Origin of the sequence: Shimia marina, assembly GCF_001458175.1 — a bacterium.
GTDB lineage: Bacteria > Pseudomonadota > Alphaproteobacteria > Rhodobacterales > Rhodobacteraceae > Shimia > Shimia marina.
The window spans coordinates 23668-39028 of the sequence record NZ_CYPW01000002.1; the positions used below are offsets into that span (position 1 = coordinate 23668).

At 57.9% G+C, this 15361-nt stretch carries 8 protein-coding genes; all 8 read left to right on the forward strand.

Annotation, left to right across the window (positions count from 1 at the left end; translation table 11 throughout):
- The first annotated feature begins 250 nt into the window (after nt 1-250).
- The 8 genes from SHM7688_RS01030 to SHM7688_RS01065 all read left to right on the forward strand — a co-directional run bounded on the left by SHM7688_RS01030 (nt 251) and on the right by SHM7688_RS01065 (nt 15357).
- Entirely contained in the window at nt 251-715 is a 465-nt protein-coding gene (locus SHM7688_RS01030; protein WP_058238175.1) for a (2Fe-2S)-binding protein, read from the forward strand.
- A gap of 4 nt (nt 716-719) precedes the next feature.
- Nucleotides 720-2906, forward strand: coding sequence for a xanthine dehydrogenase family protein molybdopterin-binding subunit (locus SHM7688_RS01035; protein ID WP_058238176.1), 2187 nt, complete (start codon nt 720-722; stop codon nt 2904-2906).
- 242 nt (nt 2907-3148) lie between these two features.
- On the forward strand, nt 3149-4696 hold the full coding sequence (locus SHM7688_RS01040) for a hypothetical protein (RefSeq protein WP_058238177.1): 1548 nt from the start codon (nt 3149-3151) through the stop codon (nt 4694-4696).
- 46 nt (nt 4697-4742) lie between these two features.
- Nucleotides 4743-5720, forward strand: a complete 978-nt coding sequence (locus tag SHM7688_RS01045) for a hypothetical protein (RefSeq protein ID WP_058238178.1) — start codon at nt 4743-4745, stop codon at nt 5718-5720.
- A gap of 40 nt (nt 5721-5760) precedes the next feature.
- On the forward strand, nt 5761-8223 hold the full coding sequence (locus SHM7688_RS01050; RefSeq protein WP_058238179.1) for an acylphosphatase: 2463 nt from the start codon (nt 5761-5763) through the stop codon (nt 8221-8223).
- Nucleotides 8224-8342: 119 nt separating this feature from the next.
- Nucleotides 8343-10682: an ankyrin repeat domain-containing protein gene (locus tag SHM7688_RS01055; RefSeq protein WP_058238180.1), complete on the forward strand. Its 2340-nt coding sequence runs from the start codon at nt 8343-8345 to the stop codon at nt 10680-10682.
- Nucleotides 10683-11094: 412 nt separating this feature from the next.
- The gene (locus SHM7688_RS01060; protein ID WP_058238181.1) at nt 11095-12993 is read left to right on the forward strand and encodes a thiocillin family RiPP; all 1899 of its coding nucleotides are present in this window, start codon (nt 11095-11097) and stop codon (nt 12991-12993) included.
- Between the two features lie 117 nt (nt 12994-13110).
- Entirely contained in the window at nt 13111-15357 is a 2247-nt protein-coding gene (locus SHM7688_RS01065) for a TOMM precursor leader peptide-binding protein (RefSeq protein ID WP_058238182.1), read from the forward strand.
- Nucleotides 15358-15361 lie beyond the last annotated feature (4 nt).

The following is a 15361-nucleotide window of genomic DNA, read 5'->3' on the forward strand; positions in this document are numbered from 1 at the left end:
GAAACAGAAATCATCGCTCATGGCTGCCGGGTCTACCGCGTTCAGCCAAAACGGAAGCGCATGATAAGGGGAGATTTTCACATCCGTTGCCCACAGCGCGCCGTATCCTCGAAGAGCCTCCGTTGTGCGTACAGGGCACCGACGGGATCTCTGACACTTTCTGCCGCCCGACATGCTGCCTGATCTTTGAGCCAAATCAAAGTTCAAGGAAGACCAACTAAAAACTGAGCCAGAGGGAGACCTGATAGCTATGGCAATCTCACTGAAATTGAACGGCAAGACCCATGAGGTCGAGGCCGAACCGGGCACCCCGCTGCTGTGGGTGATCCGCGATGAGCTGAAACTGACCGGCACCAAGTTTGGCTGCGGCGTGGCCTCCTGCGGCGCCTGCACCGTGCATATGAACGGCGAACCTGTGCGCTCCTGCCAGACCTACATCGAAGATGTGGAAGACGCCGAAATCACCACCATCGAAAAGATGGAAGAAGACAAAGTCGGCGCAGCTGTGCAGCAGGCATGGCTGGAGCTTGACGTTGTGCAATGCGGCTACTGCCAGTCCGGCCAGATCATGAACGCCGTGGGCCTTCTGCGTGAAAACGCCAAGCCCACCGCCGAAGAGATCGACGATTACATGTATGGCAACGCCTGCCGCTGTGCCACCTACCAGCGCATCCGCGCCGGTGTGCAGCGTGCAGCCAAAATTCTGGAGGCATAAGACAATGACTGCTCATCTTTCTCGTCGCGGCTTTCTGAAATCCGCCGCCGCTGCAGGTGCCGCGCTTTATATCGGTGCAAATGCCAAAGGCGTTATGGCCGCTGCCAGCTCTGCGGACGCAGCGCTCAACCCCTTTGTGAAAATCGGCGCAGATGGCCGTGCAATCGCGCTCATCAAACACGTCGAATTTGGCCAAGGCCCGGCCACCGGTCTGACCACCCTGATCGCCGAAGAGCTTGGCGTGACCATGGATCAGATCACCTATGAGTTCGCGCCGTCTGATCCGCAGGTCTATAACAACCTGCTGTTTGGCCCCTTCCAGGGCACCGGCGGCTCCACCGCCATGGCCAACTCCTGGATGCAGTACCGCAACGCCGGTGCGGCTGCGCGCGAGATGCTGATCTCCGCCGCCGCCAAAGAATGGGGTGTGGATGCCGCCTCTCTGGACATCGTGGATGGCATGGTGACCGGTGGTGGCAACTCTGCTTCCATGGGCGATTTTGTCGCCGCTGCTGCCGAAATGGACGTGCCAGCGGAGCCACGCCTGCGCGACGCTTCTGAGTGGAAGCTCATCGGCAATGACGCGACCCGCCGTCTGGACAGCCCGATCAAGGTCAACGGTCAGGCCCAATTCGCCATGGACGTGCATCTGGACAACCAGATGGTTGTGATGATCAAGCGCACCCCGCAAAAAGGCGGCGTTGTGGCGAGCTTTGATGACAGCGCAGCCAAAGACGTCAAAGGCTTCATCATGGCGCAGGCCCTGCCCACCAAACACGGTGTGGCAGTCTACGCCGAAAACACCTGGGCGGCCATGCAGGCCCGCAACGCCATTGAGGTGGAGTGGGACAATTCCGCCGCTGAAAGCCGCTCCTCTGCGGAGATCAAAGACGAGATCATGGCGGCGCTGGATGCGGAACCAACCTACAACGTCAACAAAGCAGATCGTGCGGCTGTGAAGGCGGCGGTCGATGGTGCCGCAACGGTGCTGGAAAAAACTTTCTACTTCCCGCTTCTGGCCCATGCGCCAATGGAACCGCTGAACTGCACCATCGAGCAGACCGCTGAGGGCAAAATCGTGCTCCATGACGGTGCGCAGATGCCAACGGGCCCACATATGGCCTACCAGCAAATCTTTGAACTTCCCGCCGACAAAATCGAGATCAACAGCATGCTCGCCGGTGGTTCCTTTGGCCGTCGCGCAACCCCTGATGCCGACTACCAGGTCGAAGCTGGCCTGGCCTTCATCATGACCGATCGCTCCCGCCCCGTGAAACTGGTCTGGGACCGCGAAGACGACATCCGCAGCGGCTACTACCGTCCGGCTGTGGGTCATAAAGTGCGGGTCGGTCTGGATGAAAACGGCACAATCATTGGCTGGGATCATCAGGTCGCCGGCCAGTCGATCATGAAAGGCACAGCTTTTGAGGCGATGGCTGTACATGAGGGCATCGACCATTCCACAGTCGAGGGCATCGCCGACAGCCCTTACACGATCCCAGGCCAATCTCTCGGCCTTACCGACACCAAGAAGGCAACAAGCGTTCTTTGGTGGCGCTCCGTGGGCCACACCCATACGGCTTATGTGATGGAAGTGATGATGGATCTGGCAGCGAAAGCCGCCGGTCAGGATCCGGTCGACTTCCGCCTGTCCTATCTGACCGGCGGTGGCGAGGCAGACCGCAAAGCCGCTGTGCTGAAACTGGCTGCAGAAAAAGCGGGCTGGGGTAACGCCCCCGCCGGTCACACCCAAGGCATCGCCGTGCACAAATCCTTCGGCTCCTATGTGGCAGAAGTGGTGGAAATTTCGGGCAACAACGACGACGGCATCGTGATTGAGAAAGTCACCGCTGCTGTGGATTGCGGCATCGCCGTCAACCCGGACACCGTGCGCGCGCAGATCGAAGGCGGCATCGGCTACGGCATCGGCCACGCCATGCGCGACCAGATCACACTAGATGGCGGTGCAGTGGAGCAATCCAACTTCCCGGATTACGAGCCCCTGCGGATTTCCGACATCAAGGAGATCGAAACCCACATCATCGCCTCGGCCGAAGCCCCCACCGGCATTGGTGAGCCCGGCACTCCGCCTTCCGCACCAGCGCTGGCCAACGCGATTGCGGCACTCACCGATGACAGCCAGTTGATCGCAGAGCTGCCGATGGCAGAAGCTGGCGTTTACTTCGCATAAAGCTTTGCCGCACCCGGAGGTTTCTACGGGTGCGGCACATCTTCTCCGTCCCTTTCACGCCCACTTCAACTCACGCGAACCACCTTTCGCAACGTGCATCCCAATCCATAGATTTGTGAATAGTTTTGCCAACCTCGCCAAATTCGCGAGTTGTCTGGTGCCTCGAACTGACATAAACAATATACAGTCGAGCGCAAAAACTATTTCCAAATCAACAACAAACATATGGGTTCGTGGGTCGCATGTCCGAAAACACTCTGGTGGCACAAACCATCTGCACCCGCGAAGGCCACGACTTCGCAAAGATCTTCAAATTTCAATTTGTCCTGAGCAAAACGCCTCCTGAAACATCCGAGAGCTGGCGCGCCTACAAAGTGTCCGACTGGACATTGCAGGCCTGCCCCTCGCTGCGCGTCACCCCCGTCCTCGACAGCGTCGGTGACCTTGTTGGCTGGTTTCTCGGGATCGGCATCACGGCCGCAGGCGACGCAATCACCCAAAGCCTCCCCCTGCCTGCGCAACAGAACGCCGACGATTTTTTTGACAAGGCGCAGGATGTCATTCATGGCATCGCCGGGCGGTTCGCAATCATTCTGGCAACACCTGAAAAACAGCGCATGTACTTTGATGCCGCGCTGGATCAGTCCGTGGTTTATAATGCAGACGCCGGACTTATCGCCTCTTCAGCCACTCTGGCAGCTTTCGGAGATCTGCAGACCAATCCGTTGTTTGATCGCGATGCCATTCTCAATGGGCACAACTACTATGCCTTTGAACACACCAGCGATCCACGCGTAGAACGCGCTTTCCCAAACCATTACCTTGATCTGAAAACCTTCGCGCTCCCCCGTGTCTGGCCCTTGGCAGAAACGCCTTTTGACATTATGCGCGCCCGGCGCAACGGGCTAATCTCCCGGATGGAGCGGCGTCTGCGGCAGATCATGCATGGGCTGTTGCGCAATTTTGACTGCTGCCTGCCCATCTCTGGTGGCCATGACAGCCGCTTGTTGCTGAGTTACGGCAAAGGCGAGTTACACAACCTCAGCACAGCCTTTTCCCACGCCACCAATCACAACACGCTTGTGGACAGTTTGATTGCCGCCAACATCTGCAAAATCTTTGATGTCCCGCATCAGGTGATCAACGTCTTTGGCGAAGAGCACAAAAAGCAATTGGAGCGCCGCAAAAACATGCGCCGCTTTAATGAATTTGCCCTCCGCACCGGCTTTGAGGGGGGCACACGCGACCGGCGCGCAGGCCTGGCAAATGCGCTCGCCCCTAAACATGAGGTGCTGATCCGCGGCAATCTCGTCGGCATTCTCAGTGCGCAGCAATACGGTCGTCACTTGCTGGATGCGCCGTTCAATCTCAACTTCGCCCTCGCCCGTCTGCGCATTCAGGACAGCTGGTCAGAAGAAGATCTCAACCGATGGAGCGCAAGATATCTGCGCTGGCTCAACACCCTGCCCAAGGCGGCGCATAGCCGCGCCTATGACCTTGCCTTCCTCGAATTGGTACAGCCACACGCTTTGGGCGCTTTGCTGAATGGCTCCACCAATGCCTATCACGTCAATCCGTTCAATGATCGCACGCTCCTGCACGGCTCCATGCGCCTACGTCCGCGCTATCGCCTGTCGCGCAAAGCCATCGACACCATGCAACAAAACGCAGCACCGGAACTGTCGGTAGTGCCCTTCACGTCAGACACCAAACATGTCGTGATGAAAGCGCTTGGGAAATCCCCGCCGTGGGAAGATCTGAAAGACCTCGACATATTGCAGCAGAGTTAGCCACCACCTGCGCCCCAAATGGCACAACAAGCCACGAAAGACCGCCATGAGCACCGATCAAAAACCGATTTTTATCCATATCGGCACGCAAAAAACCGGCTCCACCTCCATTCAGGCCTTCCTTTGGGGTAAGCATAAAGAATTGCATGCCAATGGTGTGCACTATGTCAAAGCGGGTCGCAAACGCGCGGCCCACAATCACCTTGCAATTGTTGAGCGCAACGGTGATGTGGCCCCTCTGATGGACAACCTCGTGGCCGAAATCGAGGCGCACCCGGACCACACCCATGTCATTTCCTCTGAGATGTTCTTTCGCAGTTCTGTCTCCGAGATGTTGGCGCAGTACCTTCCAACTGAGATGAAGCATCGGGTGCGGCTGATCGCCTATCTCCGCCGTCAGGACAAATTTCTTGAGTCCATGTTCAAACAGGCGCTCAAAAACGGGCGCTTCCGGGGCACCCCTCAAGCCTATTGGGCCAAACGTGGCAATGCAGTGCGCTACAGTGAAGTACTCGATAGGTTTGCCAGCGACTTTGGCAAAGAGGCCTTGATCGTGCGCCCCTTTGAACGCGGTGCCTTTCCTGAGGGCGACATTGTCAAAGACTTTGCACAGCACATTGGCGTAGATGCCGACATGACCAACATGCCAGATCAGGCCCCCTCCAATCTGACCCTCTCACATGAGGTTTCTCATCTTCTCGGCATGCTCAATCGCACCACCGATGTGAACACCCGTGTCTTGATCCGAGAAATTTCGCGGCACAACACACGCGGAGCGGTACGCTCCAGTGATTGTTATCTGCCCTCCGAGCGGCGCGAAATCATGCAAACCTGTGCCGATGACAACGCCTATGTGCACCAAACCTACTGCCCAGAATTGCCGCAGCTTTTTGACTTCAGCGATCTAGCCGATGACGTCGCCGACGTGCCTGCTACGGATGCCGAACGCCTGCAACACCTGCAGGAAGGGATCTATGCCGTGCTGCGCGCGATTGGAAAAACCCACAAGACCACGCCGCGCTGACAACGCGCAAGCGACCTTTGCCTGCAGATGGAGAAATCTGATGGCCGATCAAACAACAGACACAACACTCGCCTTCCACTGCACCGTGGAAGGCAAGGTACAGGGTGTGGGATACCGCAACTGGGCGCGCAAAACCGCTCTGGCACTTGGTATTGGAGGCTGGGTACGCAACAGCTCCAACCATGTCGAATTGATGTACGCAGCCTCCGCCCAACAGGCAGAGAACTTTGCTCTTGCGCTCGCGTCTGGCCCGCGTGGCGCGGAAGTGACGGCCGTTAACCCCCGCAGTGTCCGCCCACGCCGCTTTCGCACGTTCAAAATACTGGACAGCAAACACGCGCAGCCGCCTGTGGCCATGCCTCAGGCATCTGCACCGCTCGCAAAACCCACGCCGGATCTTCACTATGATCCGGCCTATCGCGCCTTGTGCCAAAAACTCTACGACGCGCTGCCATCGGACCTGAAAACCCACAATCGGGGGCAGTCCATTCCAAAAGATTGGGGCTTCAGTCAATTTGAAACCGCCGCTGCAGATGCGGGCTGCGTCATCAGTCGCATCGACGCAGGCGCGCCCCGGCAATACCTGATGGAACACGCCACGGGCCGCCTTGGCATGAGCAGCACCCGACTCAGCAAAGCCTCATATCTGGACACGCTGGTTGCCAATGACAAAACGCTGACCATGGCCGTTTTGCAGCAGGCAGGTCTGCCAACCCCCCAGAGCCATGTGGCTGATAACATCGATACAGCCTTGGCCCGCCTCTCCACGGCCAAGGGACCGCTGGTGCTCAAACCCAGTCATGGCTCCAACTCCGAAGGTGTCACCACAAACGTGACCACCCAGCCCGCTCTGAACAGCGCGTTTTCTAAGGCGCAGGCTGCCGCACCGGATGGCCGTGTCGTTATCGAAGACTATGTCCGTGGTGTGGATTTGCGCATGCTGCTGGCAGGAGACCATTTCGTCGTTGCCTACCTGCGCCTGCCAGCCAATGTAATTGGCAACGGCACAGATACCATTGCGCAGCTGGTGGCCGCAAAGAACGCAGACCGCGCAACGTTGCCCGGTATCGGGGCAGAGAATCCGATACCTCAAAATAGACTGACAGACGATCTGCTCGCCGCACAGGACTTCACATATGAAAGCGTGCCGCCCAGTGGTCACTTCGTGCAACTTGGCCTGCGTCCCAACACCTCAGATGGGGCAGATCAGATCACCGTCACCGACCTGCTGCACCCGACCATCAAAGAGGCCTGCGTAGACGCCACCAAAATCTTGGGGTCTGAAAGCCTCTGGGGATTTGACGTTCTTTCCGAAGATTATACGCAACCTGTGGGCACAACACGCACGGTGTTTTGTGAGGCCAACAACCGTCCTTTTGGCGGCGTATTCCGCCATGCCACGCACGGTGCCTACGTGAACTTTTTTGAGCCTGTGATGGCCAAATTTTCTTCACAATCAACCGCACAGGCGTGGACAACTGCCCAATGGTATCTGCAGGTTTCCGGGCGTCTATCCAACAGCGAAACAGACGCGCTCAAATCACTCAATTTGGCTGACGCCATGTTGCCTGATGGCACGGTACCATTGGGAGATATGACGCGCGATCAGGCCCTCAAGCTTTACTTCAAAGCCAGTCGACATCCCACATTGTTGGGGCGTTTGACCCTGCGCAATACCGCTGTTCTTGATGCTGTGGTTCCAAGCGAAGACATCACCTGCCCTGCAGAACCATCTGCCCCGATTGAGGTGGAAGAAACACTCACCGAAGCCATTGCCCAAGCCTACAACCACACGCAGGGGACCGCCGCAGTTGCTTGGCGCGACAACGTGCTGGGCTTCCATCAAGACGACCAATTGACCCTTTGGGACACACAGGCCCCAACCAGCCTCGCCGCCTATCTGTTCCGCCCGGCCCGACAGATGTCACTGCGCACTGTTTTGGGCAGCGCGGGCCTGCCAATGACGGAATTACATGTCATCCCTTCAGCCAACGCGCTGCTGCAATTACAAAATTCGCCGCCTGTGACCGGGCAATTGCATCTGTCACGTAAGTGGCACAAGCGTACCTTCGTTAAGGTGTCGTCAGATACAAACTTTGCAAGGCTTGCCACGCGCATCCCTGAAAATTGTTACCCACTGCGGCTCGATGCCTGGACCTCTGAGGATCACCTTAATGTGATCATGCTGGGCCAAACGCCAATTGCTGCTGGCCTGCACACCGCACAGGGTCTGCACAGTTTGCCAGAGGTCCCATCAACGCTGGCCCGATTATCTGCGCAAATCGCAACGGCCATTCCCGGCTTTGGCCGCGCGCGCCTGACGTTCCGACGATCCCAGAACGCCAGCTCACACTGGCGGTTACAAGCCATCAGCAGCGACTTATCCCATTCAGATTTTGCAGCACCTGCCTTGGGAACTGCCATCGACATTGCCGCACACATCGCAGCCTCCGTTACAGATGCAGGAAGCAAGCAGATTCACTTTGCCGCAGCCAAGATGTAAGCGCCGCTAATCTCAATCTTTATAATTGTCGTGGTTTTGCACGTGCAGCGAGATAATTTTCAGAGTCCGTCAACTTCTTTTCCTTACTCGAATGAGCACTAAAGTGATGGAGTCGAACCTTGGACCAACGCGTATCTGCCGAAACCGCCGAAGATATTTTTGCCCTGATCAGGACAACCTCTTCTGAAGACGAAACCGGTCCAGTGGCAGAACTTCTGCGAAACGGGGATATCTCTGAGTTGATGATCTCTGTGGCCACAGGCGATTTTGACGCCATCAAAGACACCGCACGCGTCGGCAGCGGCGTCAATTTTCAAGGCGCCTACGGCACCAGCCCCCTGCTCTTTGCCGCCGCGCTGGAACGCGCAGATGTGTTCAACTTCCTACTCGAAAATGGCGCGCGCATCGACCTGAACATCGCCCCAGAAGCCTCTGCTGTCACATGGGCAGCGCGCTACGGTACAGTTGAGACCATGGCGATGGTGATCCGGGCGGCTTTACAAAAAGAAGAGCGCACCCATCAGATTTTCTTTCAAGCGCTTGAGGGCGCTGTACGCGCTGACAACCCAGCCCAGAAACTGGATCGTTTGGTCGGCTTTGGCTTCAATTTCGCCCTGCCCAACACGCAAAAACTGACGCCGATGCATGTTGCCGCACGTGCTGGCAATGTGGACGCGATCACCAAACTCGCAGCTTTTGGCCTAGATATCGAAGCCCCTGGCGACAGCGCCACTACGCCAATGCATCTGGCCGTCATGGCAGGACATATGCATGCGGTGGAGGCACTTTTGGCGGCAGGCGCAAACCTGGAAACACAGGATAGCCGCGGCGAGACACCGTTGTTTTACGTGTCGTCACGCGATGGCGGACAGATGTTTGATCATCTCGTGAAACTTGGCGCCAAAGCGGACACGCGACGCAAAGACGGGGGCACCATCCTACACAAGGCCGCGGCATTGGGTGATGTCCGCCTCTTTGATCGTCTTATTGGCTTGGGCATCAGCCTTGAAGATCAAGACAATAAAGGCAACACGGCTCTGCACGCTGCCTCTGCCGCAAGTCAACTGGTCGCCATGCGTAAACTGCACGGCATGGGGGCCAATATTGAAGCACGCAACGGACGCGGTGAAACCCCAATCTTCCTCACCATCAATGCCGACAATCCAGCCGCCTTCCGCGCTCTGGAAAAACTGGGGGCCGATCTGGCCAAACACCGCACCTACGGGGCCTCTTTGCTGCATGACGCCGCCCGCTGGGGCCGCATGGAGATTCTGCAAACCCTGCTGGAAAACGGCGGCAATGTGGATTGCGTCAATGATTTTGAAGAAACGCCCATGCATTTCGCGGCCAAATTCGGCCACACCGACGTGATCAAGAAATTGCATGAATTCGGAGCCAATCTGGAGAAAGAAAACAAACAAGGCGAAACCCCGATCAACTCCACCATGGAGGCTCTGGGGCGGAAATCCTTTGCCACGCTCTCCCAGCTTGGCGCCAATACCAAGACGCTCAACCGTTTTGGCGAAGGCCTGATCCATTCTTCTGCGCGTTGCTCCGATCTGGAAATCTTTGAGAAGGTGATTGAGGAAGGCGTGGATGTAAACGCAACCTCCGAAATTGGTGAAGGGGCTTTCCACTACGCGGCACGCTCTCCCATCGCCGCAAAGAAGTTCGAAATCCTCTCCCTGCTCGGCGCTGAAATCGAAGCCGAAGATGATCGCGGCCGTACCGCGATGCACTCCGCTTGCGAAGCCAAGAACATGCCCGGCATTCTCGCGCTTTATGACATGGGGCTCAGCCCCGAAGCCAAAGACCGCGCAGGCGTGACCCCACTGCATCTTGCTGCCGCATCCAGCCGGGCCGATGGCGCACAAAGCTTCAAGACACTTGTTAAAATGGGTGCCGAGGTCAATGAAATGGACAGCGCCGGGCTCACGCCATTGCATTATGCCGCCATGTCCGGACACGCCTCCCACATCCGTGCGCTTGTGAAACTGGGGGCAAAAATCAACGCCACCGATCCAGACGGAAACACAGCGCTGCATCTTGCCGCCAAAGCGGAAAAGAAAGAGGCCATGGCAGAGCTTTGTGATCTCGGCGCAGACCGTGATGCCCGCAACAAAGACAATCACAACGCGCTACATGTGGCTGCCATGGGCAAAACCCGCCGTATGGCCTGCATTGAAACCCTGCTCGCCAAGGGCTGTGACATCAACTGGCGCACCGGACTGGGCGAGACCGTCGCGCATCTCATCGCTGAAGATGGTGATCTGAAACCGGTTGTTTTGATCCGCCACATGGAAGAACTGGCCGATTTGGGCGTTGATTTCTTCTTTCGCAACCGCAAGGGGCTCGGCGCACTCCAGATTGCGCAGGAACATCTGGAAAGCCACGGCGCAGAATGGGAGCGCAAAAAGATTGCACAGCTGCGCAAAAAACGGGGACGCAACAGCAAGTAACCCGCTCACAAAATCTGCATATGACAGACAGGGCGTCACGATCGTGGCGCCCTGATTTGTACCAGCTCCCAGCAAACGAAAGCTGAATTCCCCAAAAACTCACGAACCACTCACGCTGAGTGACCTTGCGTTAACTTTTTCTTACGCTTGTATTTCGAGCCGAACTTAGAACGACAAAACCACGCTCAAGTGTCTGTTTTTATAAGTAATAACCCAGCCCCAACCAAACATACCGGTCACCTTAGAAACACTGGAAATCGCCCAAATGAACGCCCAAGAGATAAATCCTAGGGCAATTCATACTTCTGACCCACGCGTGATTCGCCTATCTTGGACGACATTGAAACGCACAGCTCCCACGCAATTTCTTTCGGGAGCGCAGTTACAAAAATTAAAAATTTAAGGAGCTGAGATGGCTAAGAAACCAGCCTCAGGACCGTCGGAGGAGTCTGCGGACGCCACCGACGGCACCGATCGCAATACGACCGCCGCATCGCCCCCTCCGGAGATACAGCTTACTTGGGCGAAAATCATTTCAAACGCCGCGCAGGATCCTGACTATGCTCAACGCGCTTTTGCGGATTTGGCCACTGCCTTTGCCGAATGTGGCGTGGCGGAGCTTGCTGACCTCGATCCGGAGCAGGACCTCGTGCCTGCCCTCTCGGACGCGCAACGCATGGTGAGCGGCGCTTTGAGCCTCAAAGCACAGGAACAGGCCGCCTCGGGCCTGCCCCCACAGGGCTACACACAAGGCTACAGCTGGGCGTGTTTTGCCTCCGCCCCACCTGCGCCGGATGCCCCCCCTGCCGAGACACCGGACACCGATAATTCTGACCAAAGCAATTCTGAAGGAGGAGAGACTGTGAACATGGATACATCAGCAACAAATGCCCCCATGATGGGCGGCTGCGTCGGCACATTCGGCACAGCTGGATCGCTCGGCACCGTGGGAGGCACCGCAGGCTCTGCTGCCACTGTCGGCTCTTATGGCAGCGCTGGCATGGTAGATCCTGAACGGCCCGCCGCTTCGCTTGTGACCCACCCCACCATGGCCACCAGTTTCTCTCAGGCAAGCAAACCCACGGTCGGAACAATACGCCCCACAGAAGCCTGCGTCATGAGCCAAGCTTGCGCGCCAACCCAACCCTGCGTGCCTACGCAACCGACACAGCCCACAGTGGCCACAATCAAAACGCAGCCCACGGTCGCCTCGATCAAGACGCAACCCACCATGGCCTCGATCAAACCCACAACCGGTTCCATCCTGAGCCAACCGGCTCCGGTCTCATCCACACGCCTCTCAGGCGCAAGCTACGCGGATCCCATGATGGGCGGGTGCTGGGGCAGCGCAGGCACAATCGGCAGCGCAGGCACATTTGGCGGCTGTGCCGGGACAGTGGGCACTGGTGGCTGTTACGGCTGTGCCGGAGGAGATGAGGCCAAGTTGACACCGATGGACCCCTGCATGGCGTCACTCATGACCCAGCAAACCATCGCCTCCATCAAACCAACGGTTTTGACACAGCCCCCGCGTCTGACTCAACCGGCCACTGAACTCACGCAGGCCACCATCAAACCCACGGTCGCCAGCCTCAAAACGGTCGGTTCCGTCCTCAGCCAGCCTGCGCCGCTCTCCGCCGACCCGATGGCCGGTGGCTGCAACGGCACCTTTGGCACAGTCGGGTGTCTGGGCTCTGTTGGCGGCACCGCAGGCAGCGCAGGCACGGTGGGCACCTACGGCTCCGCCGGCATTGTGAATGAGCTACAACCCTTGGAGCGCAGCAAAATCGCTACGCTGACGCCCTGCGTCAGCCCCTGTCAGATGACGCAACAGACCACGGCCACCATACATGGCAGCTTTGCCAAAGCACCTATGGCGGATCTGCGGTCCACCCGGCTCTCTGGCGCCTCAATGGGCTCCTTTGCCACCTATTGTGGTTGTGTCGCTGATGGCGCAGCAGCACAGGATCCCATGATGGGCGGATGCTGGGGCAGCGCAGGCACAATCGGCAGCGCAGGTTCCTTCGGCGGATGTGCTGGCACCGTTGGCACCGCCGCATGTTACGGCAGCGCCGGTGACAGCGTGGTTATGGAAACCGCAACCCTGCGCAACCCAACCCTCACACCTGTGATGCCAAAGGCCTCCCTTTCCACACTGCGTCCCCGTCAAATGACCCCATTGCGTGGCGAATTTGAAGACTATGGCAGCTATTGGGATTTCGAAGGCATGGCCGCCAGCTATGGATGTATGGCTTCGGCCTGCGCCGCCTCCATGGCTCAGCCTCTAAGCGGTGAATTCTACGACGACTGACACTCCTGGCAGGCGGTCCCCCATACCGCCATAGCCCCCGCATCGCCCGCCTGTCCCGCGGGCGATGCACCCTATGATTTCAAGCCAATGCCATTTGAATATTCGACGAGGTCTCCCATGCTGTTTCGCCCTATCTTAAAGGAAAACTATCAAGCCTATGCTGTCTATGGCGAAGGCCATGTACTTCTGTCCGATGCGGAGAGCTTCGCGTTGGAAGGGCATATTCTCAGCCAGCTCTTGCCGCTGCTGAATGGCGAAAACAGCCGCGATGACATCGTCGCTCTACTCAGTGCCATCGCCAGCGCCGAAGAGGTCTATGCGGCGCTGGATTATCTCACACAAGCAGGTCACCTTCGCGAGGCCGATCCAGATGCCACAGCAGATGAGGCGCTCTTCTGGTCTTCCTTGGGGATCAACAGTCAGGCTGCCCGCGCCCAGCTTGCGCAATGCCCTGTCACCGTTCTGGCACCAAATGCGCAGGAACAGGCCACGGCACTGGCGTGGGCGCAATCTGCTGGTCTAAGTATTGATCAGGAAAACGGCCGTATCAAACTGGTGATCGTCGAAGACTATCTGGACGAAAACCTGCGCGCTCTGAATGCCGAACTGACAGCATCGGGTGATCCCTGGCTGCTGGTGCGCCCATGGGGTCTGACCCCGCTGGTCGGACCGCTGTTCATTCCCGGCACCACAGGATGCTGGGAATGCCTGGAAACCCGCCTGCTGGAAAACCGCGATGTTGAAATCATGCTTGCCGGGCGTATGGCCATAAAAGGCGCGCCTCCGCGCCCTGTTGTGCAATCTGATGCCTTTTATGCGCAGGCACTCGCCACCGCGACAACACAGCTCATGCGTTACATCGTGGCAGGAGCCAACCCCGAGGTTACAGGTGTGATCAACCAATTGATGCCCCTTACGTTGGAACGCAAACAACACAGCCTGCTGCACCGTCCCCAATGCGCCTGTTGCGGCGATCCCCAAAAGGGGCTGATTGGTGGCGCACCCAAGGATTTTGAGGTCCGCCAATCCGCGCAGGGCGTCGAAAACGGCGAGCGCACCATGACCGCAGCAGAAACCTACGCGCGATATGCCGCGCACGTCAGCCCGCTGACCGGCGTCATAAAGGATCTGACGCCCTCTCCCTACAACGGTGTCACCCCTCTGCGCACCTACTCGGCAGGAAATAATCTTGCGGTCAAACCAGCGGGCCTCTGGGGGCTTAAGCAAAACCTGCGCTCTGTATCTTCTGGCAAGGGCCGCACCGATACACAGGCCCGCACCTCTGCCCTCTGTGAGGCGCTTGAGCGCTATTCCGGCAAGTTCCGCGGCGAAGAAATCCGCATTCCGGCATCACTGGGCATGCTGGGTGACAGCGCGCTGCATCCCAATGAACTGATGCTTTATTCCGATCAGCAATACGCCGATCGCGAGGCATGGAACGCGCGCGGCAGCCAGTTTCAGATCGTGCCTGAAAATCAAACCCATGATGAGATCGTGGAATGGACACCGGTCTGGTCAATCACCCAAAAGCGGATGAAATACCTCCCCACCTCCATGCTGTTCTATTCTTACCCAGCACCGGACAACCGCTTCACCTCTTGGGCAGACAGCAACGGTGCCGCCGCGGGCTCCAGCTATGAAGACGCCTGCCTGCAAGGTCTCATGGAGTTGGTGGAACGCGACTCTGTGGCCATCTGGTGGTACAATCGCCTCGCCATGCCCGAGGTGGACCTCACGGGGCTGGATGATGCGTTCGTCGCCGAAAACCGCGCCTTTTATGCACAGCATAAGCGTGAGTTCCACGTGCTCGACATAACAACCGATCTGGGCATCCCGTCTTTTGTGGCCATCAATCGCCGCACCGGCGGCCCGACAGAAGACATCGTCATGGGCTTTGGCGCCCATCTGGATGCGCGCGTGGGCATCATGCGGGCCATCACCGAGATGAACCAGTTTATGCCGGCGGTGCTTTCGGTCGGTGTTGACGGCCGCACTCACTACGCCTTTGACGATCCCGACAGCCTCAACTGGTGGCAAACCGCCACCTATGACAACCAGCCCTACCTTGTGCCTGAAGGGCCTGCGCGCAAGCTGGCCGATTATGCCCCTTTGCCAGACGGCGACATCACCCACACACTGCGCACGGCCATCCAGCGTGTGGAAGAGGCCGGGCATGAAGTACTGGTGATTGATCAGACCCGCGCCGACATTGGCCTTCCCGTGGTGCGGGTCTTTGCACCGGGCCTGCGCCACTTCTGGGCCCGCTATGCACCGGGGCGGCTATACGATGTGCCGGTCAAAATGGGGCGTCTGGATGCGCCGCTGCGCGAAGACCAGCTCAACCCAATTGCCATGTTCCTCTGAGGAG

What these genes read in the sequence shown, in the direction of transcription:
- SHM7688_RS01030 (WP_058238175.1), top strand. Translation starts at nt 251, where the DNA reads ATGGCAATCTCACTGAAATTGAACGGCAAGACCCATGAGGTCGAGGCC.
- SHM7688_RS01060 (WP_058238181.1), top strand. Translation starts at nt 11,095, where the DNA reads ATGGCTAAGAAACCAGCCTCAGGACCGTCGGAGGAGTCTGCGGACGCC.
- SHM7688_RS01065 (WP_058238182.1), top strand. Translation starts at nt 13,111, where the DNA reads ATGCTGTTTCGCCCTATCTTAAAGGAAAACTATCAAGCCTATGCTGTC.
- SHM7688_RS01035 (WP_058238176.1), top strand. Translation starts at nt 720, where the DNA reads ATGACTGCTCATCTTTCTCGTCGCGGCTTTCTGAAATCCGCCGCCGCT.
- SHM7688_RS01050 (WP_058238179.1), top strand. Translation starts at nt 5,761, where the DNA reads ATGGCCGATCAAACAACAGACACAACACTCGCCTTCCACTGCACCGTG.
- SHM7688_RS01045 (WP_058238178.1), top strand. Translation starts at nt 4,743, where the DNA reads ATGAGCACCGATCAAAAACCGATTTTTATCCATATCGGCACGCAAAAA.
- SHM7688_RS01040 (WP_058238177.1), top strand. Translation starts at nt 3,149, where the DNA reads ATGTCCGAAAACACTCTGGTGGCACAAACCATCTGCACCCGCGAAGGC.